The following is a 20,409-nucleotide window of genomic DNA, read 5'->3' on the forward strand; positions in this document are numbered from 1 at the left end:
TTACTTGATGCCCAGCTCGGCGCACTTCGCGGCGAGGTCCGCGGAGCAGATGTCGGCCGCCGCGTAGATGCCGTCCTTGATCACCGTGGACTGGATGTTGGTCTTGTCGACGACCACCGGGGCGAAGAGCGTGGACTTCACGCCGTCCGTCTCGCCCTGGGCGCCGAGGTCCTTGCCCTGGAGCAGGTTGACCGCGAACTTGGCGGCCTCGGGCGCCAGCTGGAGCGGCGACTTGTAGATGGTGAAGGTCTGGGTGCCGGCGACGATCCGCTGGATGCCCGCGACCTCGGCGTCCTGGCCGCCGACCGGGATGCCCTTGATGCCGGCGTTCTCCAGGGAGGTGACGATGCCGCCCGCCATGCCGTCGTTGGCGGAGTAGACCGCGCCGATCTTGTCCTTGCCGACGGAGGAGATCGCGGCGGCCATCTTCTCGCCCGCGACCTTCGGGTCCCACTCGCCGGACGCCTCGTAGGCGATCTTGCCGACCTTGCCGTCGAGGGCGGTGTGGGCGCCCTTCTTGAACAGCGCGGCGTTCGGGTCCTTCTCGTCGCCGTTGATCATGACGATCTGGGCGGTGGCGGCCTTGGCGCCGAGGGCGGAGAGCAGGGCCTGGCCCTGGAGCTCGCCGACCTTGTTGTTGTCGTGGCTGACGTACGCGTCCGCGCCCTCGATCGCGCGGTCGTACGCGACGACCTTGACGCCCTTGCCCTGCGCCTCCTTGACCCAGGCGGCGGCCTTGGCGGAGTCGACCGGGTCGAGCGCGATGACCTTCACGCCGTCGGCGATGAGCTGGTCGAACTGCTGCTTCTGCTTCACCACGTCGGAGACGGCGTTGTTGTAGACGACCTCGCAGTCGCCGCAGGCGGCCTTGACGGCCTTCTCGAACTGCGGCTTGTCGAGGGACTCGTACCGCGCGGTCTTGTTCTCCGGGAGGAGCAGACCGATCTTGGTCGAGCTGCCCTTGTCCTCCCCGTCACCGCCGCCGGCCTGGCCACAGGCGGAGAGCGCGAGGGCCATCGAGACCGCGGCCGAGCCTATGACGACACGACGAGTCATTGCGTTCATGTGGGGTTGCCTCCCTGACGAGGCCGCGACGGTGCGGCCGAGGTGTCACGAAGTCAACTCGGCCGCAACACCGTCGTCAAGAAGTGAAAACTTAACGAGATGACAACGGTGGTTATCGTTTTCTAAGTGAAGGCAGGCGCGGAGACCGGCACGCTCGCCGGAAGCGCACTCCCCAACAGGGTCGAATCGCCCATTTCGCTGAGGACGAGGGCGAGCGCGCCCAGCACCTCCGCCCGGCCGCCCAGCGCCCCCTGGGCCAGCGACAGCTGGCGGGCCGCGCTGGGGATCGCGTACCGCCCCACCGAGTCCCGGATCGGGGCGAGCACCAGCTCACCGGCCTCGGCGAGGTCGCCGCCGAGCACGACCCGGCTCGGGTTCAGGAGGTTGCAGAGGTTGGCGACGCCGCTGCCGATGTGGCGCCCCACGTCGGCGACGACCCGCCGGCACCCGGGGTCGCCCTCGCGGGCCAGCTGCACCACCCGCTCCATGGTGAGGTCCGGCCCGTGGCTCGGCTGGAGCAGCGGCAGCACGTACCGCGCGGCGGTGAAGGTCTCCAGGCAGCCGCGGTTGCCGCAGCGGCAGACCGGGCCCGACTCGTCGAGGGTGATGTGGCCGATCTCGCCGGCCGTGCCGCCCGGGCCCCGGTAGACCCGCCCGTCGATCACCAGGCCCGCGCCGACGCCGCTCGCCACCTTGATGTACGCCAGGTCCTTGACGCCCCGGCCGCTCCCCCACACCAGCTCGCCGAGCGCGCCGAGGTTGGCGTCGTTGTCGACGTGCACGGGGACGCCCAGACGGGCGGACAGCTCCTCGGCCGGGTTGATGCCGCTCCAGCCCGGCAGGATCGACGTCGAGCCGAGCGTGCCCGAGGAGACGTCGATGGGGCCGGGGACGCCGAGGCCGACGCCGATCACCTTGCCGCGGCCGATGCCGGTGGCCTCGATCAGCCGGTTGACCAGCTGCTCCGCCCGGTCGAAGCCCTCCGCGGCGGAGGCGTCCACGTCCAGCGGCTCGGCCTCCTCGGCGAGCACCTGGTGGGCGAGGTTGCCGACCGCGACCCGGAGGTGGGTGTGGCCGAAGTCGACGCCGATGACGATGCCGGCGTCGCCGGAGAGCGAGACGCTGCGGGCCCGCCGGCCGCCCGCCGAGGTCGGCGTGACCTCGACCGTGCCGCCGTCCTTGAGCTCGCGGACGATGTTGGAGACGGTCGCCGCCGACAGTCCCGTCGCCCGGGCGATCTCCGCCTGGGTCAGCGAACCCGCCATCCGTACGGCCCGCACGACCCGCTCCAGATTGGCCCTGTGCAGCGACGTCTGCGACCCCGGAGTCTCCATCGACTCTCTCACTCCCACCGTTTTCTCCAACATGTGAACTCTAAGGGGACGCTTTCGCCTTCGCTTCCGTCAAGACCCGGAACACCCCCGCGGGGGCGCGCGGACGCACGCGAAAGCCCCCGCACGCGAACGCGCGGGGGCCTGAGAGCGCTCTGCGGCTACTTGACGGCGCCGGCCGTGAGACCGGCCACCACCTGCCGCTGGAAGACGATGTACGCGGCGAGCACCGGCAGCATCGCCATCACCAGGCCGGCGAAGAGCCCGGACCAGTCGCCCTTGTAGCCCTGGCTGACGGCGAGCTGCACCAGTCCCTGCGAGAGCACCTTGTTGTCGGGGTTCGTGTTGAGCACCGTCGGCAGCAGGTACTGGTTCCACTGCCCCAGGAAGTTGAAGATGCCGACGCTGATCAGCCCCGGCCGGGCCATCGGCAGCATCACCTGGAAGAAGGTGCGGGTGTGCGAGGCGCCGTCGATGAAGGCCGCCTCCGCCACCGAGGTCGGCAGCGTCCGGAAGAACGCCGTCAGGAAGAAGACGGTGAAGGGCAGCGAGTACGCGATGTAGACCAGGATCAGGCCGTGCAGGGTGTTCAGCAGGGCCATGTTCTGCATCACGTAGAAGAGCGGCACCAGCGCCAGGATGATCGGGAAGCTCATCCCCCCGATGAAGAGGAAGTAGAGGAACCGGTTCCCCGGGAACTCGAAGCGGGCCAGCACGTACGCCGCCATCGAGCCGAACAGCAGGGTGCCGGCGAGCGAGCCGCCGACCACCAGGATCGTGTTCAGGAAGTAGTCGCTCATGTGGGCCTGGGTCCAGGCCCTGCCCCAGTTCTCGAAGTGCAGCGCGTCCGGCAGCGACCACGGCGAGGTGAAGATCGCCCGGTCGGTCTTGAAGGAGGTCATGACCGCCCACAGCAGCGGCATCACCACCATGATCGCCCAGATGATCAGGACGCCGTGCGAGAAGACGTTGAGGACGGCGCCCTCGCTCTTCTGCTTCCCGGGGGCCTTGACCTTCCGGACCGCGGGGCCCTCGCCGGCTCGGGGCAGCGGGATCCGCGCGTCGTCGGTGGGCGGGGTGTCGGTGGTCTTCATCAGAACTCCAGCCGCTCGCGCCGGCCCAGCTTCATCACGACCGCGGCGAAGGCGAGCGTGACGAGGAGGAGCGCGACGCCGATGGTCGTGGCGTAGGCGGCCTGACCGTCCCGGAACGCCTTCTGGTACACGTACAGCGGCATGACGATGGTCGAGTAGTCGGGCCCGCCGCCGTTGGGGCCGACGGTCATGATCTGCACGACCGCGAAGGACTCCGCGCCGAGCGCGAGGATGCCCATGTAGATCCACCCCGACTGCACGGTGTCCCAGAGCAGCGGCAGCGTGATCCTGAAGAACGTGGTGAAGCGGTTCGCCCCGTCCAGCAGCGCGGCCTCGTAGAAATCGCGCGGAATGGACGCCATGCCCGCCGAGAACAGCACCACGAAGAACCCGACGGTGGACCAGACGAGGACCACCATCACGCAGATCAGGGCGAGGTCCGGGTCACCGAGCCAGTCCGGCTGGACGCTGCCGAGCCCGACCGCCTTCAGCACCGAATTGATCGCCCCGCTGTTCGGGTTGTACGCGAACTGGAAGAGCAGCGCCACGATGACGATCGACAGCACCTGCGGGAAGAAATAGACGATCTTGTAGAACGAGGAGCCGCGCACACCCGCGACCGCCGCTCCCTTGCGCCGCCTGCCGCCGACGTTCAGCATGAACGCCAGGAACAGCGCGAATCCGACCGTCACCAGCGGAAGGACGACGGCGAAGGTCAGACTGTGCTGGAGCGACTTCCAGAAGATCTCGTCCTCGAACAGCCGCGTGTAGTTGGCGAATCCGACGAATCCGAATTCGGGACTGAGTCCCGACCAGTCCGTGAGCGAGTAGTAGATGGACTGGACGAACGGCCAGATGACGAAGAGCGCGTACAGCGCCAGGGGTGCCGCCAGGAACCCCACGATGAAACGGTACTTGCCGTGCTGCATTCCTAACCGACCCCGATCTCCGGCGAAGGGCGCGCCGCGGCGCCGCGCGCCGAGGGGCCGGGGCCCGCTCCCGGTCGGCGGGAAGGGGCCCCGGCACGGCTGTCACTGGTGCTTGTAGTGCTTGATGTTCGGATCCTTGGCCGCCTCGTCGGCGAACTTCTGGATCTTCTTGATGGTCTCGGCCGGGGTGGCGCGGCCGGCCATCATCTCGCCGATGCAGGCGACGCCGATCTTCTCCTTCTGGAGGGCCACGTACCAGTCCTGGAGGCGCGGGTTGACGACGTTGGTGCCCGCCTTCTCCAGGGCCGCGACGCCGGACTTGAGGCCCGGGGAGAGCTCGATGCCGTCGGTGCCGCCGTTGAGCGCGCTGAGCGACTTCACGGACTGCGTGAAGTTCTTGGAGGACGCCTCGCTGAGCATGATGCGCAGCTGCTCCATGGCGCCCTCGGGGTTCTTCGCCTTCGCCGGGACGATGAAGGGCTCGCCGCCGGCCGCCCAAATGGTGCCGAACGGCAGCTTGTCGGAGGAGTCCAGGCCGGTCGGGGCGGAGACCGCGAGGCCGAAGTCGGCCGGCATGGTCTTGGCGGCCTCGTTCTCCACCCAGGAGCCGTTGGGGATGAAGAGCGCCTTGCCCTCGGTCCAGGCGGTCTGCGACTGGATGTGGTCGAGGCCGGGGGTGCCCTGGAGGATGTACCCCTTCTTGTAGAGCTCGTAGTACGCCTCGAAGCACGCCTTGACGGCGGGGTGCTCCCACGCCTTCGGCTCCAGGTTGTCGATGGCGTCGAGGACCTCGCGCCCGCCGACCTTGCCGATCATCGGGTAGAGCGAGAAGGGGATGTAGTACGGGTGCTTGCCCGCGTACGTCCAGGGCGCGATGCCCTTCTTCTTGGCCTTCGCGCAGAGGGCCAGCATCTCGTCCCAGGTCTCGGGGTACTTGGCCTCCAGCGAGTCGAGCGCCTTCTGCGAGTACCACACGCCGTAGACGGTGTAGGCGTAGTTGAGCATCCAGCAGGGCTCGCCGTCGAACTGGCCCATCTCGATGATGCCGGGGCGCAGGGTGTCGCGGACCTTCTTCGACGGGTCGTCGATCGAGGGCGCGTCCAGCAGGGGGGTGAGGTCGGTGAGCTGCTTCTGGCCGACGAGGACGCCCATGTCCATCTGCTCGGCGCCGGAGTTGTCGATCAGGTCCGGCGGGTTGCCGCCGTTGAAGCGGGGCTGGAGCTCGGTGGTGATCTTCTGGGTGGGGGTGAACTTGACCTTCGCCTTGGGGTACGCCTGCTCGTAGAGCTTGATCGCGTCCTTGGCGTACTGCTGGCCGAAACCGCCGTCGAAGAGGAAGAAATCGAGCTCGGCCGACTCATTGACCCCGAGCGGGTTCTTGTCGGACTTGACGCCCTTCTCGACCTTGCCGTCGTTCTTTCCGCCGCCGCCGCTGGCGCAGGCGGAAAGGAAGCCCATGGCCGGGACGGAGACCAGACCGAGAGCGGCGGAACGCTTGATCAGATCACGACGGCCGAGGCCGCCCTCGTTCGACTGGGCGGAGGTGGATCCCATGCGCAAGTCCTCGCCTTCATTCAGGACTCAGGCGGTGAACCGGTCGCCCGTACTTCGTCTCGCCACCGGCGAAGGGCCCCGCCACCGCGGTCAGTTGCTGGGTCGTGCAGGCGTCGGGCCGTCGCCGGAGGATTCCGGCGGGCTGGACGCCGACAGGTATAGTCCACTTTCCGCAGCGGGAGCAAGATCGAAAGCAGCATTCGTCAGGCATCTTTCCCGAGTTGAGACCTCGGGCTTTTCCGGGAGCCCTCCCGGACGAGCCTGCCCCGCGAAGCCGGAACACATCCCTCCGGTGCGCCTTCACCAGTTGAATGGTCCATGCGAAATCCGGCGAAGGGGACGGGGTCCGCAAGAAGGCGCCCATGGCCGGAACCGCGCGGGCACGGGCACCGTCTTCCTGTCATGTACGGACTCGCCGCCAGGTGGGGGGAAACGGGGGAAAACCCGCCGAACCGGGCCGAGTTCGGCGACCGTCCGTACTGTCCTGTTCTCATCTGGATCTGGAGATTTACGTGGCCAAGACTTCTGGCCTGAACCGCACGGGCGCGCTCGCCCGTGTCACGGTCGCGGCGGTGACGGCGGCGCTGGTCGGTACGACGACGGCGGCGGTGGCGGCGGACGCCCCGCAGCGCACCGTCGCCGGCGTCGAGCAGAACTCCGGCGCGGGCGCCTTCTCGGCGGCTTCGGCCGCCGCCGCCGCTCCGGTGAACTTCCTGCACGGCGTCAACAGCGCGGGCATCATCTGGCGCTACGAGCCGGTCGGCGGCGGGGCCATCCAGCGCCTCAACACGCAGTCCGGCTCCGGCTGGAACTACGACAAGCACTTCTCGCAGGCCGACATGGACGGCAACGGCTCCGCGAACGGTATGTACACCGTCAACAGCGGCGACCTGACCTACACCCCGTTCGGCGGCTCGCCGCGCTTCATCGGCGGCGGCTGGGGCATCTACAACGAGGTCTTCTCCGCGGCCAACACCGGCGGCGGGGCGGCCGACGACGTCCTCGCCCGCGACGGCTCCGGCGTCCTGTGGCACTACCTGGGCCACGGCAACGGCTCGCTGACCCAGCGCTACCGCATCGGCTCCGGCTGGAACCAGTACACCCAGATCGCCGGCAAGGGCGACGTCTCGGGTGACGGCCGCCCGGACATCGTCGCCCGCGACCGCGGCGGCGTCCTGTGGCTCTACAAGGGCACCGGCAACTACCGGACCCCGTTCTCCACCCGCACCCGCATCGGCAGCGGCTGGAACACGTACAACGCCCTCGTCTCCTCGGGTGACCTGACCTTCGACGGCAAGGCCGACCTGGTCGCCCGCGACGGCAGCGGCGCCCTGTGGCTGTACAAGGGCCGCGGCAGCTCCGCGACCCCGTACTCCGGCCGCGTGAAGATCGGCACCTCCGGCTGGAACGGCTTCCGCGAGATGTTCTGATCGCCCCCGGGCGCACACGGAAGGGCCCCGCTCCTCGTCACGAGGAGCGGGGCCCTTCCCGCTTGCCGCCGGATCAGCCCGGGTCGGCTTGCTACCGGATCAGCGGGGTCAGCCGCGGATCAGGTTGCGGAGCACGTACTGCATGATGCCGCCGTTGCGGTAGTAGTCCGCCTCGCCGGGGGTGTCGATGCGGACGACCGCGTCGAACTCGACACCGGTGTCGGTGGTGACCTTCACCGTGCTGGGGGTGGTGCCCTCGTTCAGCTCGGTGATGCCGGTGATGGAGAAGGTCTCCTCGCCGGTCAGGCCCAGCGAGTCGGCCGACTGGCCGGCCGGGAACTGGAGCGGGAGGACGCCCATGCCGATGAGGTTCGAGCGGTGGATGCGCTCGTACGACTCGGTGATGACGGCCTTGACGCCGAGGAGCGCGGTGCCCTTGGCGGCCCAGTCGCGGGACGAGCCGGAGCCGTACTCCTTGCCACCGAGGATGACCAGCGGGGTGCCGGCGGCCTGGTAGTTCTGCGACGCGTCGTAGATGAAGGAGACCGGGCCGCCCTCCTGCGTGAAGTCGCGGGTGTAGCCGCCCTCGGTGCCCGGCGCGATCTGGTTGCGCAGGCGGATGTTGGCGAACGTGCCGCGGATCATGACCTCGTGGTTGCCACGGCGCGAGCCGTAGGAGTTGAAGTCACGGCGCTCCACACCGTGCTCGGTGAGGTACTTGCCGGCCGGGGTGTCGGCCTTGATGGCACCGGCCGGGGAGATGTGGTCGGTGGTGACCGAGTCGCCCAGCTTGGCGAGGACGCGGGCGCCGGTGATGTCGGTGACCGGGGCCGGCTCCATCGTCATGCCCTCGAAGTACGGGGGCTTGCGGACGTAGGTCGACTCCGGGTCCCACTCGAAGGTGTTGCCGGTCGGGATCGACAGCGACTGCCACTGGGCGTCGCCGGCGAAGACGTCCTGGTAGGACTTGGCGAACATGTCCTCGCCGATGGCGTTGGCGACGACGTCGTTGACCTCGGCCTCGGACGGCCAGATGTCCTTGAGGTAGACCGGGTTGCCCTCGGTGTCGGTGCCGAGCGCGTCCTTGGTGATGTCCACCTTCATGGAACCCGCGAGGGCGTACGCGACGACCAGCGGCGGGGAGGCCAGGTAGTTCATCTTGACGTCGGGGTTGATGCGGCCCTCGAAGTTCCGGTTGCCCGAGAGGACCGAGGTGACCGCGAGGTCGTGCTCGTTGACCGCCTTGGAGACCTCCTCCGGCAGCGGGCCGGAGTTGCCGATGCAGGTGGTGCAGCCGTAGCCGACGAGGTTGAAGCCGACCTTGTCGAGGTACGGGGTGAGACCGGCCTTGTCGAAGTAGTCGGTGACGACCTTCGAGCCCGGGGCGAGGGTGGTCTTGACCCACGGCTTGCGGGTCAGGCCCTTCTCCACGGCCTTCTTCGCGACGAGCGCGGCGGCGACCATGACGTACGGGTTCGACGTGTTGGTGCAGGAGGTGATGGCCGCGACCGTCACCGCACCGTGGTCGAGGGTGTAGGTCGTGCCGTCGGGGGCGGTGACCTCGACCGGGTTCGACGGGACGGTGCTGGAGACCGCCGGGGAGTCGGAGGCCGGGAAGGACTCCTGGCCCGCCTCGTCGACCGAGTCGACGTAGTTGCGGACGTCCTGGGCGAACTGCTCGGCGGCGTTCGCGAGGACGATGCGGTCCTGCGGGCGCTTCGGGCCGGCGATCGACGGGACGACGGTGGAGAGGTCGAGCTCCAGCTTCTCGGAGAAGTCCGGCTCGGCCTGCGGGTCAAGCCAGAGGCCCTGCTCCTTGGCGTACGCCTCGACCAGCGCGACCTGCTGCGCGGAACGGCCCGTCAGCTTCAGGTAGTTCAGGGTCTCGCCGTCGATCGGGAACATGGCGGCGGTGGAGCCGAACTCCGGCGACATGTTGCCGATGGTGGCGCGGTTGGCGAGCGAGGTGGCGGCGACGCCCTCGCCGTAGAACTCGACGATCTTGCCGACGACGCCGTGCTTGCGCAGCATCTCGGTGATCGTGAGGACGAGGTCGGTGGCGGTGGTGCCGGTGGGCAGCTCGCCGGTCAGCTTGAAGCCGACGACGCGCGGGATCAGCATGGAGACCGGCTGGCCGAGCATGGCGGCCTCGGCCTCGATGCCGCCGACGCCCCAGCCGAGCACACCGAGGCCGTTGACCATGGTGGTGTGCGAGTCGGTGCCGACGAGAGTGTCGGGGTACGCCTGGCCGCCCCGGACCATGACCGTGCGGGCCAGGTGCTCGATGTTCACCTGGTGGACGATGCCGGTGCCCGGCGGGACGACCTTGAAGTCGTCGAACGCGGTCTGGCCCCAGCGCAGGAACTGGTAGCGCTCCTTGTTGCGGCCGTACTCCAGCTCGACGTTCTGCGCGAACGCGTCGTTGGTGCCGAACTTGTCGGCGATGACGGAGTGGTCGATGACCATCTCGGCCGGGGAGAGCGGGTTGATCTTCGCCGGGTCGCCGCCGAGCGCCGCGACGGCCTCGCGCATGGTGGCGAGGTCGACGACACAGGGCACACCGGTGAAGTCCTGCATGATCACGCGCGCCGGCGTGAACTGGATCTCCTGGCTCGGCTGGGCCTGCGAGTCCCAGCCGCCGAGGGCCCGGATGTGGTCGGCGGTGATGTTCGCGCCGTCCTCGGTGCGGAGCAGGTTCTCCAGGAGGACCTTCAGGCTGTAGGGAAGGCGCGCGGAGCCCTCCACCTTGTCCAGCCGGAAGATCTCGTACGACTCGTCGCCCACGCGCAGCGTGCTGCGGGCGTCGAAGCTGTTCGCCGACACGACAGTCTCCTTCATCAATGTGCGCGTACTACCGTCATGCTGCCGCCACGGCTCCTCGCCGATCCGCTAAGGTAAGGCTAAGTTAGGTAACCCTTACCGACCTGGCGGCCACGGTGCGCCGTAAGCAGTTATCTCGATGTCGAGATAACTCTAGTGCATCCCCGCCGATCGGTCATGCCTGGGCGGGGGTGGATGTGCCGTGGCGCGGACGGAGGCGCGGCGGCAGCGGGGGCTCCACGCCCGGCCCGGCATACACCCGGCGTACAGCGGCGCCGGCCGGCCCCGTACCCGGCCCGGCATACAGCGCCACCGGCCAGCCCCGCGCCCCACCAGCGGTCCCGCACACCACCGGCACCCCCGGGGGCCCACCCGTCCGGCCGCGCGCGCGTTGCCGGGGTGCCGGGGCGGGCCGAGGATCGGGGCATGTTCAGCGGCGCGCACGTGATTCTGTACACCCGGGACGCGGAGGCCGACCGGGCCTTCCTGCGGGACGTCGTCGGCTTCCCGCACGTGGACGCCGGACGGGGCTGGCTGGTGTTCCGGCTGCCGCCCGCCGAGATCGCGGTCCACCCGACCGAGGCCGAGCCGAAGCACGAGGTCTATCTGATGTGCGAGGACCTCACCCGTACCCTCACCGCCCTGGAGGACAAGGGCGCGGAGATCTCACGGGCCATCACCGACCAGGGCTGGGGCCTGCTGGCGGCGGTACGGCTGCCGAGCGGCACCGAACTCCCCCTGTACGAGCCGCGACACCCCACGGCGCTCGACCTCCCGGCGTGACCCGCACCGGTCCGATAGCCTCACAAATAACGACATGTCACCCGTACGGCGCACCCCGATGATCGCCACATCTCATATCTGAGATAACGTGACGGCATGGCAGACGACTACCTCGTACGCATCGGCAAGCTCATCCGTGACGCCCGGCAGCACCGTGGCTGGACTCAGACGCAGCTCGCCGAGGCCCTGGCCACCAGCCAGAGCGCGGTCAACCGCATCGAGCGCGGCAACCAGAACATCAGCCTTGAGATGATCGCCCGCATCGGCGAGGCGCTCGACAGCGAGATCGTGTCCCTGGGCTACGCCGGTCCGATGCACCTCCGCGTCGTCGGCCGCCGCCGGCTCTCCGGCTCGATCGACGTCAAGACCAGCAAGAACGCCTGCGTCGCCCTGCTCTGCGCCACGCTCCTCAACAAGGGCCGCACGGTGCTGCGCCGGGTCGCCCGCATCGAGGAGGTGTTCCGCCTCCTGGAGGTCCTGAACTCCATCGGCGTCCGCACCCGCTGGATCAACGACGGCGTGGACCTGGAGATCGTGCCGCCGGCCGAGCTGGACATGGAGTCCATCGACGCCGAGGCCGCCATCCGCACCCGCTCCATCATCATGTTCCTCGGCCCGCTGCTGCACCGCATGGACCGCTTCAAGCTGCCGTACGCCGGCGGCTGCGACCTCGGTACGCGCACGATCGAGCCGCACATGATCGCGCTGCGCCGCTTCGGCCTGGACATCACCGCCACCGAGGGCCTGTACCACGCGCAGGTCGAGAAGGCCGTCGCCCCCGACCGCCCGATCGTCCTGACCGAGCGCGGCGACACGGTGACCGAGAACGCGCTGCTGGCCGCCGCCCGCCACGACGGCGTCACGGTCATCCGCAACGCCTCCTCCAACTACATGGTCCAGGACCTCTGCTTCTTCCTGGAGGCGCTGGGCGTCCGCGTCGACGGCGTGGGCACCACCACCCTCACCGTGCACGGCGTCCCCGAGATCGACGTCGACGTCGACTACTCCCCCTCCGAGGACCCGGTCGAGGCGATGAGCCTGCTCGCCGCGGCCGTCGTCACCGAGTCCGAGCTGACGATCCGCCGGGTGCCGATCGAGTTCCTGGAGATCGAGCTCGCGGTCCTGGAGGAGATGGGCCTCGACCACGACCGCTCGGCCGAGTACGCCGCCGACAACGGCCGCACCCGCCTGGTCGACCTGACGGTCCGCCCCTCCAAGCTGGAGGCGCCGATCGACAAGATCCACCCCATGCCCTTCCCGGGCCTCAACATCGACAACGTCCCCTTCTTCGCGGCCATCGCGGCCACCGCGCAGGGCCAGACCCTCATCCACGACTGGGTCTACGACAACCGCGCCATCTACCTCACGGACCTCAACCGCCTCGGCGGCCGCCTCCAGCTCCTCGACCCCCACCGCGTCCTGGTCGAAGGCCCCACCCGCTGGCGCGCCGCCGAGATGATGTGCCCCCCGGCCCTCCGCCCCGCCGTCGTCGTCCTCCTGGCGATGATGGCCGCCGAAGGCACCTCGGTCCTCCGCAACGTCTACGTCATCAACCGCGGCTACGAGGACCTGGCGGAACGCCTGAACTCGATCGGCGCCCAGATCGAGATCTTCCGGGACATCTAGAACCGCTGGACGATCGGTGCCGGGCGTCAGCCGCCCGGCATCATCCCCCCGCCCTTCAGGCGTTCGATGTCCGAGGGGCGGACCTGGATGGCGAAGAGGGCTATCAGGAGGGCCACCAGGGCGAAGGCGGCGGCGACGATGAAGCCGGCGGAGACGCCCGCGGTGAGGACCTCGTCGCCCCAGGGGGGCGGGAGTTGGCCGGTTTCGGCGAAGCGGGCCTTTTCGGCGGGGTTCGCCTGGGAGAGGAAGGCCGGGACCTGGTCGTCGGCCTCGTTGCGGCTGGCGGTGCCGAAGACGGTGACCAGGATCGACAGGCCGAGCGAACCGCCCACCTGCTGGGTCGCGTTGAGGAGGCCGGAGGCGGCGCCGGACTCGGCGGGCTCGACGTTGGAGAGGGCCATCAGGGTCAGCGACACGAACATCAGGCCCATGCCGGCGCTGAAGACCAGCATCGGGCCGAGGATCGAGCCCGCGTAGGTCGAGTGCACGTCCGTCAGCGTCAGCCAGGAGAGGCCGACCGCCAGGCACAGGGCGCCCAGCACCATGAAGGGTTTCGGGCCGAACCTCGGGAGGAGCTGCGAGGTGACGCCGGCCACGACCGCGATCACCGCGCTCACCGGCAGGAACGCCAGGCCCGCCTCCAGCGGGGAGAAGCCGAGCACCTGCTGCACGAAGAGCGTCAGGAAGAAGAACATCCCGAAGATCGCCGCCGCCAGGCAGAGCATCATGCCGTACGTGCCCGCCCTGTTGCGGTCCGCGAACATGTGCAGCGGGGTGATCGGCTGCCGGCTGCGGCGTTCCACCAGGACGAACACGGCCAGTAGCACCACCGCCACGCAGAACGAGGCGATCGTCCACGGGTCGCTCCAGCCCTCCTGCGCGGCCCGGATGAAGCCGTAGACCAGCGCCACCATGCCGAGCGTCGACGTCAGCGCGCCCGCCAGGTCGAAGTGGCCGGGATGTCGTTCGGACTCCCGTACGTGACGGGGCGTCAGGATCGCGATCATCAGGGCGATCGGTACGTTCACGAAGAAGATCCAGCGCCAGTCGAGCCATTCGACGAGCACGCCGCCCGCGAGCAGGCCGATCGCTCCGCCGCCCGCCGACACGCCCGCGAACACCCCGAACGCCCGGGTGCGTTCCGGGCCTTCCTCGAAGGTGGTCGTGATGAGCGACAGCGACGTCGGCGAGGCGATCGCGCCGCCGACGCCCTGGAGGGCGCGCGCCGCGAGGAGTTGCCACGACTCCTGCGCGAACCCACCGAGCAGGGAGGCGAGTCCGAACAGCAGGACGCCGAAGACGAAGACCCGGCGCCTGCCGAGGATGTCGCCGAACCGCCCGCCGAGCAGCAGCAGTCCGCCGAAGGTCAGCGTGTAGGCGTTGACCACCCAGGAGAGGCTGGTGGTCGAGAAGTCGAGGGCTCTCTGGATGTCCGGGAGCGCGATGTTGACGATGGTGATGTCCAGGACGACCATCAGCTGGCAGGAGGCGATGACGAACAGGGCGATGCCCTTGCCGTCGCCCGTGCGGGTGGGAGTGGAATCCACCGCCGGGGTCGTCCGCTTCGGTGTGCTACTCATGTTCGTTCATGGCGCGTCGCGCCCTCACCGCAGGGGCCGTGGGCCGGTCGGTCCACCTTTCGACCCTAAGCCCGGCCCCCGGTCGCGACCAGTCGATCATCTGGCCGCCCGAGCACCTGCCCGCCGGACGGGCCCTGCGCCGCCATCCGCCCCGAGGGCCGGTGGAGTTGAGCGGTCACGGCCCGGGCCTCGTATGGGCCAGTCCGCCGGGCCCAGTGCCACGGGCCGGGTGAGAATGCCGCCATGTGGGACCTCTCCGACGCCCCCGGGCGTCGCCCCGGTCGCCGCCACCGGCCCGGAACCGGCGGTGCGGTGACGCCGCCGTGTCGCGGATCGGTGACCTCCGTCAGCTCTACGATACGTCGGTCGGGTGTCGGACGCCGCCCCGCCCCCTCCCACCGCGGGCGGTGGCCATGGAGCTGACGCCCTCCGGGCACGAGGACCGGTTCGCCCGCGACCGGCTGCCGCCCGCCGCCCAGTGGCCCCGGCTGCTCTTCGAGCTGCCCGGGCTCGCCTACCCCGCACGGCTCAACTGCGCCGCCGAACTCGTCGACGCGACGGCGGAACGGTTCGGCGCCGGGCGGCCCGCCTTCCACGACGGCGAGGGCGGCACCTGGAGCTACGGGGAGCTGCGCGCGCACGTCGACCGGATCGCCCACGTGCTCACCGGCGAGCTGGGGCTCCGGCCCGGCCACCGGGTCCTGCTGCGCGGGCCCACGTCGCCGTGGCTCGCCGCCTGCTGGCTCGCGGTCGTGAAGGCCGGCGGGGTCGCCGTCGCCGTCACGGCGCAGCAGCGGGCCGGCGAGCTCGCGTTCGCCGCGGGGACGGCCGCCTGCTCGCTGGCCCTGTGCGCCGCCGACGCGCTCGCGGAGCTGCGGGCCGCCCGCGTCCCGGGCCTGAGGATCGTCCCGTACGGCGGCGACGGCCCCGGCGACCTCCTCGCCCGCGCCGGGCGCGGGCCCGCCCGCCCGTTCCGGGCCGCGGACACCGCCGCCGACGACGTGGCGCTGATCGCCTTCACGTCCGGCACCACCGGCCGGCCCAAGGGCTGCGTCCACTTCCACCGGGACGTGCTGGCCGCCGCCGACACCTTCTCCGCGCAGGTGCTGCGGCCCCGCCCGGACGACGTCTTCGCCGGCTCCCCGCAGCTCGCCTTCACGTTCGGCCTCGGCGGGCTGCTCGTCTTCCCGCTGCGGGCCGGCGCCGCCGCCGTCCTGCTCGACCGGGCCGGGCCGCAGCAGCTGCTCGCCGCGATCGGCCGGCACCGGGTCTCGGTGCTCTTCACCGCGCCCACCGCGTACCGCGTGATGCTGGACCTGCTGGACGCGGGCTCCCCCGCCGACCTGTCCTCGCTGCGCCGCTGCGTGTCGGCGGGCGAGAACCTGCCGGACGCCGTCTGGACCGGCTGGTACGCCAGGACCGGGCTCCGGATCGTCAACGGCCTCGGCACCACCGAGCTCCTGCACATCGTCGTCGCCGCCGCCGACGCCGACAGCCGCCCCGGCACCACCGGCCGCCCGGTGCCGGGCTGGCGGGCCGCCGTCCTCGGCCCGGACGGCCGGCCCGTCCCCGACGGGCGCGAGGGGCTGCTCGCGGTGCGCGGCCCGGTCGGCTGCCGCTATCTGGCCGACCCCCGGCAGACGGAGTACGTACGGCACGGCTGGAACATCACCGGCGACCGGTACGTCCGCGAGCCCGACGGGCACTTCCGGTACGTCTCGCGCGCCGACGACATGATCATCTCGGCCGGGTACACCATCGCCGGGCCCCAGGTGGAGGAGGTGCTGCTCGGCCACCCGGACGTCCTCGACACGGCGGTGGTGGGCCGCCCCGACCCGCTGCGCGGCCAGGCCGTCGTCGCCTACGCGGTGGTGCGCGACGGAGTGCCGCGCGACGCGGCCACCGCCGCCGCGCTGCGCTCGTACGTCCGCGCCCGCCTCGACCCGTACAAGTCGCCCCGCGCGGTCGTCTTCGTCGACGACCTGCCGCGCACCGCCACCGGCAAGCTCCAGCGCCACCGGCTGCGCGACCGCACGGGACCGGAGGCCGGTCCGGCCGCCCGCCACGGCCTAAAGTGATCACGTGGCCGAGCAGCACACCCCCCGTTCCCTGATCGTCTCCCTCTACGGCGCCTACGGCCGTCCGTCCGAGGGGACGCCGATGCCGGTCGCCGCGCTGATCCGGCTGCTCGCCGCGGTCGGCGTCGACGCCCCGTCGGTGCGCTCCTCGGTGTCCCGGCTGAAGCGGCGCGGGCTGCTGCTGCCGCGCCGCACCCCCGACGGCGCGGCCGGGTACGCGCTCTCCGACGACGCCCGGCGGCTCCTGGAGGACGGCGACCGGCGGATCTACGCGCGCACCGAGCCGTCGCTCGCGGACGGCTGGGTCCTCGCGGTCTTCTCGGTCCCGGAACAGGAGCGGCACAAGCGCCACCTGCTGCGCTCCCGGCTCGGCCGGCTCGGCTTCGGGACGGCGGCGCCGGGCGTGTGGATCGCGCCGGCCCGGCTGTACGAGGAGACCCGCCACGCCCTGGAGCGGCTGGGCCTCTCCGCGTACGTGGACTTCTTCCGCGGCGAGCACCTGGGCTACACGGTCACGGCGGAGGCGGTGGCCCGCTGGTGGGACCTGCCGGCGATCGCGCGGCTGCACGAGGAGTTCCTGGCCGGCCAGGAGCCGGTCCTGGCGGCGTGGCGCGAGGCCCCGGGGACGGACGGGGACGCCTACCGCGCCTACCTCCTGGCCCTGGACTCGTGGCGGCGGCTGCCGTACGCGGACCCGGTGCTGCCGGCCGAGCTGCTGCCCGCGCGGTGGCCGGGCCGCCGGTCCGCGGAGGTCTTCGCCGAGCTGCACGAGCTGCTGTGGGAGCGGGGAGCGGAGCACGTACGCGCCGTGGAGAAGGACCTGACGGGCGGACCCGCGTAGGTCCCGGGCGGGCGGGGCCTCGGTCCCGTGGAGGTCGGGAGGGGGGTCTCTGTGGCCGGAAACCGCTCCCCCTTTATGGTTTAAACCAGGACGTTGTGCGAGACGCCCCGGGCGTCGCGCCGACGGCGCCCCACCCCCCTCCGGGGCGGGCAGCCCGCCCCTCACCCCCGGCCAAGGGAGCCCGCCCCCATGACCGACGCCACCGGCCCGGTGTCCGACGCGCCCGGAGCGTGCCGGCGCGTCTCCCTGCCCCGTACCACCGCCGCCGTCCCGCTGGCCCGCGCCCTGGTGCGTACCGCGCTCGACGAGCTCGCCCCCGCCGCGTCCGGCCGGCCGGACCGCGACACGGCCGAGCTGCTCACCGCCGAACTGGTGGCCAACGCGGTCGAGCACACCTCGGGCGACGGGCCCATCGAGCTGGTCGTGGAGCTGTTCGCCGCGCCCGGCGGCTGTCAGATCGAGGTGCACGACCCCGATCCGGCCCGCCCGGGGCAGCTGGAGTGCCCGGGCCCGGACGCCGAGGTCGACCCGTGGCAGGAGCACGGCCGCGGGCTGCTGCTGATCCGGGCGCTCAGCAGCGGCTGCGGCCACCGGCCGACCCCGCGCGGCAAGGCGGTCTGGTTCACGCTCCCGCGGGTGCCTTCCCAGCGGAGCCGTCCCCGGGCGTGACCGCGAGGCGGGAGTGGCGGCGCCCGTAGACGGCGTACAGCACGGATCCGGCCACGAGGAAGCACGCGAAGACCAGCCAGGTGCGCCAGCCGGTGCCCCAGATGAGGTAGAGGCAGAAGCCGATGCCGAGGACCGGGCTCAGCGGGTACAGCGGCACGGTGAACGAGCGGGCGAGGCCGGGTTCGCGGCGGCGCAGCACGAGCACCGCGAGGTTGACCACGGCCATGATCGCGAGGGTGCCGATGGTGGTGAGGCCGACGACGACGTCGAGCGGGGCGAAGGCGGCCGGGACGGCGAAGACGGCGGCGACGATCCAGGTGTTGGCGACGGGCGTCGAGGTCTTCGGGGAGACCCGTTCGAGGATCCGGGGCATCAGGCCGTCGCGGGACATCGCCATCAGGATGCGGGTCTGGCCGTACATCACGGCGAGGACGACGGAGGCGATCGCGACGACCGCGCCGAAGGCGATGATCCCGCCGCCGACGGAGGAGCCGGTGACCTGGTCGACGACGAGGGAGAGCGCGGCCGGCTTGTCGGCGACCTCGCCGGCGCCGAGCGCGCCGATCGCGGCGAGGGCGACGGCGCAGTAGAGCACGGTGACGACGCCGATGCAGATGAGGATGGCCAGCGGGACGTTCCGGCGCGGGTCGCGGACCTCCTCGCCGGCGGTGGTGATGGCGTCGAAGCCGATGTACGAGAAGAAGGCGACCGAGGCGCCGGCCGTGATGCCGCCCATGCCCTCGGTGGCGAACGGCGAGAGGTGCCCGGCCTGGAAGGCGGAGAAGCCGATCGCGCAGAAGACGACCAGGATGCCGATCTTGAGGACCGACATGGCGGCGGTGGCGCGGGCGCTCTCCCGGACGCCGCGCACGAGCAGGGTGGCGGCCATGAGGATGACGACGACGGCGGGGAGGTTGACCACGCCGCCCTCGGCGGGCCCGGCGGTGAGCGCCTCGGGCAGCCGGAGGCCGGTGACGCTGTGCAGCAGTTCGTCGAGGTACTCGCTCCAGCCGACGGCGACCGCGGAGACGGAGACGCCGTACTCCAGCAGCAGGCACCAGCCGACGAGGAAGGCGGCCCGCTCGCCGAGGCTGGCGTACGCGAACGAGTAGGAGGAGCCGGAGACCGGGATGGCGCCGCCCAGCTCCGCGAAGGAGAACGCGGTGAAGACGCAGGTGAGGGCGGCGAGGACGAAGGAGACGACGACGGCGGGGCCGGCCTCGGCGACGCTGTCGGCGAGGCCGACGAAGATGCCGGTGCCGACGATCGCCCCGACGCCGAAGCACACGAGCTGGAAGAGGCCCATGGTGCGCTGGAGGCTGTGGCCTTCGAGGTCGGCGCCCGATTCGGCGATGAGCTGCTGGGGGGATTTGATCCGCGAGGACATGCGGGCGGGTTCTCTCGTTCTCGGGCGTCGTGCGGGCGCGCGCCGGATGGGCGCACGCGTCAGGGGGGTCCGGGCAAAGTGCCCGGACCCCCCTGAACGATGCGATGGTAGACCCCCGCGCGCATATTCACCCAATCGGGCGCAAAGCTATGCCGGTCCGGCCAGGGTCGCGACGAGGACCGCCTTGATGGTGTGCAGCCGGTTCTCCGCCTCGTCGAAGACCACCGAGTGCGCCGACTCGAAGACCTCGTCGGTGACCTCCAGCTCGGTGAGCCCGTACCGCTCGTGGACCTCGCGGGCGACCTTCGTGCCGAGGTCGTGGTACGCGGGCAGGCAGTGCATGAACTTGACGTCCGGGTTCCCGGTGTCCCGTAGGACCTCCATGGTGACGGCGTACGGGGCGAGGGCGGCGATCCGCTCGTCCCACACCTCCTTGGGCTCGCCCATCGAGACCCACACGTCGGTGACGACGAAGTCGACGCCCCGGACGCCGTCGAGGACGGACTCGGTGAGGGTGAGGGTGGCGCCGCTCTTGTCGGCCAGCTCGTTCGCGGCGGCGACGACCTCCTCGGCCGGCCAGTACGCCCGGGGCGCCACGATCCGCACGTCCATGCCGAGCAGGGCGCCGGTGACGAGGTAGGAGTTGCCCATGTTGAAGCGGGCGTCGCCGAGGTAGGCGAAGCTGATCCGCTCCAGCGGCTTGGCGCTGTGCTCGGTCATGGTGAGCACGTCGGCGAGCATCTGGGTGGGGTGCCAGTCGTCGGTCAGGCCGTTGTAGACGGGCACGCCGGCGAAGGCGGCCAGCTCGTCGACGGTGGCCTGGCTGTCGCCGCGGTACTCGATGCCGTCGAACATGCGGCCGAGGACGCGGGCGGTGTCCCGCACCGACTCCTTGTGGCCCATCTGGGAGCCGGACGGGTCGAGGTAGGTGGTGGAGGCGCCCTGGTCGGCGGCGGCGACCTCGAAGGCGCAGCGGGTACGGGTGGAGGTCTTCTCGAAGATCAGCGCGATGTTCCGGCCGCGCAGCCGCTGCACCTCGGCGCCCGCCTTCTTGGCGGCCTTCAGCTCGGCGGCGAGGTCGACCAGACCGCGGAACTCCTCTGCGGTGAAGTCCAGCTCCTTGAGGAAGTGGCGGCCGGAGAGGTCAAGGGCCATGGCGGGCGCTCCTGGGTGGGTACGGTCGTCGGGACGGGCGGTGCGGGCGCGCGGCGGTGCGGGACGG

Annotated in this window: 15 protein-coding genes; 6 read left to right on the plus strand and 9 right to left on the minus strand. The window is 70.8% G+C overall.

Annotated features, from left to right (window positions below):
* From ACFVQZ_RS11255 to ngcE, 5 genes are all read right to left on the minus strand, one after another.
* Nucleotides 1–1,065, minus strand: coding sequence for a sugar ABC transporter substrate-binding protein (locus ACFVQZ_RS11255; RefSeq protein ID WP_030494627.1), 1,065 nt, complete (start codon nt 1,063–1,065; stop codon nt 1–3).
* Nucleotides 1,066–1,187: 122 nt separating this feature from the next.
* Nucleotides 1,188–2,399 (minus strand): ROK family transcriptional regulator, encoded by a 1,212-nt coding sequence (locus tag ACFVQZ_RS11260; protein WP_030494628.1) that lies wholly within the window; start codon nt 2,397–2,399, stop codon nt 1,188–1,190.
* A gap of 158 nt (nt 2,400–2,557) precedes the next feature.
* Entirely contained in the window at nt 2,558–3,490 is a 933-nt protein-coding gene (locus ACFVQZ_RS11265; protein ID WP_383621186.1) for a carbohydrate ABC transporter permease, read from the minus strand.
* Entirely contained in the window at nt 3,490–4,419 is a 930-nt protein-coding gene (locus tag ACFVQZ_RS11270; RefSeq protein WP_383621188.1) for a carbohydrate ABC transporter permease, read from the minus strand. The genes ACFVQZ_RS11265 and ACFVQZ_RS11270 overlap by 1 nt, the downstream gene beginning before the upstream one ends.
* Before the next feature lie 102 nt (nt 4,420–4,521).
* Nucleotides 4,522–5,973: an N-acetylglucosamine/diacetylchitobiose ABC transporter substrate-binding protein gene (gene ngcE, locus ACFVQZ_RS11275; protein ID WP_383621190.1), complete on the minus strand. Its 1,452-nt coding sequence runs from the start codon at nt 5,971–5,973 to the stop codon at nt 4,522–4,524.
* A 512-nt stretch (nt 5,974–6,485) separates the two neighbouring features.
* Between ngcE and ACFVQZ_RS11280 the strand changes: the two genes are divergently transcribed.
* Nucleotides 6,486–7,403 carry an FG-GAP repeat domain-containing protein gene (locus tag ACFVQZ_RS11280; protein ID WP_383621192.1) on the plus strand — a complete coding sequence of 306 codons (918 nt, stop codon included), beginning with the start codon at nt 6,486–6,488 and terminating at the stop codon, nt 7,401–7,403.
* A 108-nt stretch (nt 7,404–7,511) separates the two neighbouring features.
* Here ACFVQZ_RS11280 and acnA read toward each other — a convergent pair whose 3' ends face one another.
* Complete coding sequence (acnA, locus tag ACFVQZ_RS11285; protein WP_383621194.1) at nt 7,512–10,226, minus strand: aconitate hydratase AcnA; 2,715 nt, start codon at nt 10,224–10,226, stop codon at nt 7,512–7,514.
* 423 nt (nt 10,227–10,649) lie between these two features.
* On the opposite strand from acnA, the gene ACFVQZ_RS11290 reads away from it, so the two are divergent.
* The gene (locus ACFVQZ_RS11290) at nt 10,650–11,006 is read left to right on the plus strand and encodes a VOC family protein (protein WP_030494634.1); all 357 of its coding nucleotides are present in this window, start codon (nt 10,650–10,652) and stop codon (nt 11,004–11,006) included.
* A gap of 96 nt (nt 11,007–11,102) precedes the next feature.
* Nucleotides 11,103–12,632, plus strand: coding sequence for a helix-turn-helix domain-containing protein (locus ACFVQZ_RS11295; RefSeq protein WP_383621196.1), 1,530 nt, complete (start codon nt 11,103–11,105; stop codon nt 12,630–12,632).
* A 26-nt stretch (nt 12,633–12,658) separates the two neighbouring features.
* Here the strand turns inward: ACFVQZ_RS11295 and ACFVQZ_RS11300 are convergent, their stop codons facing one another.
* A complete protein-coding gene (locus ACFVQZ_RS11300) occupies nt 12,659–14,212 on the minus strand; it encodes an MFS transporter (RefSeq protein WP_383621198.1) in 1,554 nt (517 codons plus the stop codon).
* Nucleotides 14,213–14,625: 413 nt separating this feature from the next.
* On the opposite strand from ACFVQZ_RS11300, the gene ACFVQZ_RS11305 reads away from it, so the two are divergent.
* From ACFVQZ_RS11305 to ACFVQZ_RS11315, 3 genes are all read left to right on the plus strand, one after another.
* Complete coding sequence (locus ACFVQZ_RS11305; RefSeq protein ID WP_383621200.1) at nt 14,626–16,290, plus strand: AMP-binding protein; 1,665 nt, start codon at nt 14,626–14,628, stop codon at nt 16,288–16,290.
* A 4-nt stretch (nt 16,291–16,294) separates the two neighbouring features.
* Nucleotides 16,295–17,131: a PaaX family transcriptional regulator C-terminal domain-containing protein gene (locus tag ACFVQZ_RS11310; RefSeq protein WP_030494652.1), complete on the plus strand. Its 837-nt coding sequence runs from the start codon at nt 16,295–16,297 to the stop codon at nt 17,129–17,131.
* 189 nt (nt 17,132–17,320) lie between these two features.
* Nucleotides 17,321–17,800 carry an ATP-binding protein gene (locus ACFVQZ_RS11315; protein WP_383621202.1) on the plus strand — a complete coding sequence of 160 codons (480 nt, stop codon included), beginning with the start codon at nt 17,321–17,323 and terminating at the stop codon, nt 17,798–17,800.
* Here ACFVQZ_RS11315 and ACFVQZ_RS11320 read toward each other — a convergent pair.
* Together ACFVQZ_RS11320 and argF are read right to left on the minus strand one after the other, a co-directional pair.
* The gene (locus tag ACFVQZ_RS11320) at nt 17,754–19,187 is read right to left on the minus strand and encodes an amino acid permease (RefSeq protein ID WP_383621204.1); all 1,434 of its coding nucleotides are present in this window, start codon (nt 19,185–19,187) and stop codon (nt 17,754–17,756) included. The two genes, ACFVQZ_RS11315 and ACFVQZ_RS11320, sit on opposite strands and share 47 nt — an antisense overlap.
* Nucleotides 19,188–19,334: 147 nt before the next feature.
* A complete protein-coding gene (gene argF, locus ACFVQZ_RS11325) occupies nt 19,335–20,342 on the minus strand; it encodes an ornithine carbamoyltransferase (RefSeq protein ID WP_383621206.1) in 1,008 nt (335 codons plus the stop codon).
* Between the last annotated feature and the right edge of the window lie 67 nt (nt 20,343–20,409).

It is taken from the genome of Streptomyces sp. NPDC057854 (assembly GCF_042797055.1).
In the GTDB taxonomy this organism is placed as follows: domain Bacteria; phylum Actinomycetota; class Actinomycetes; order Streptomycetales; family Streptomycetaceae; genus Streptomyces.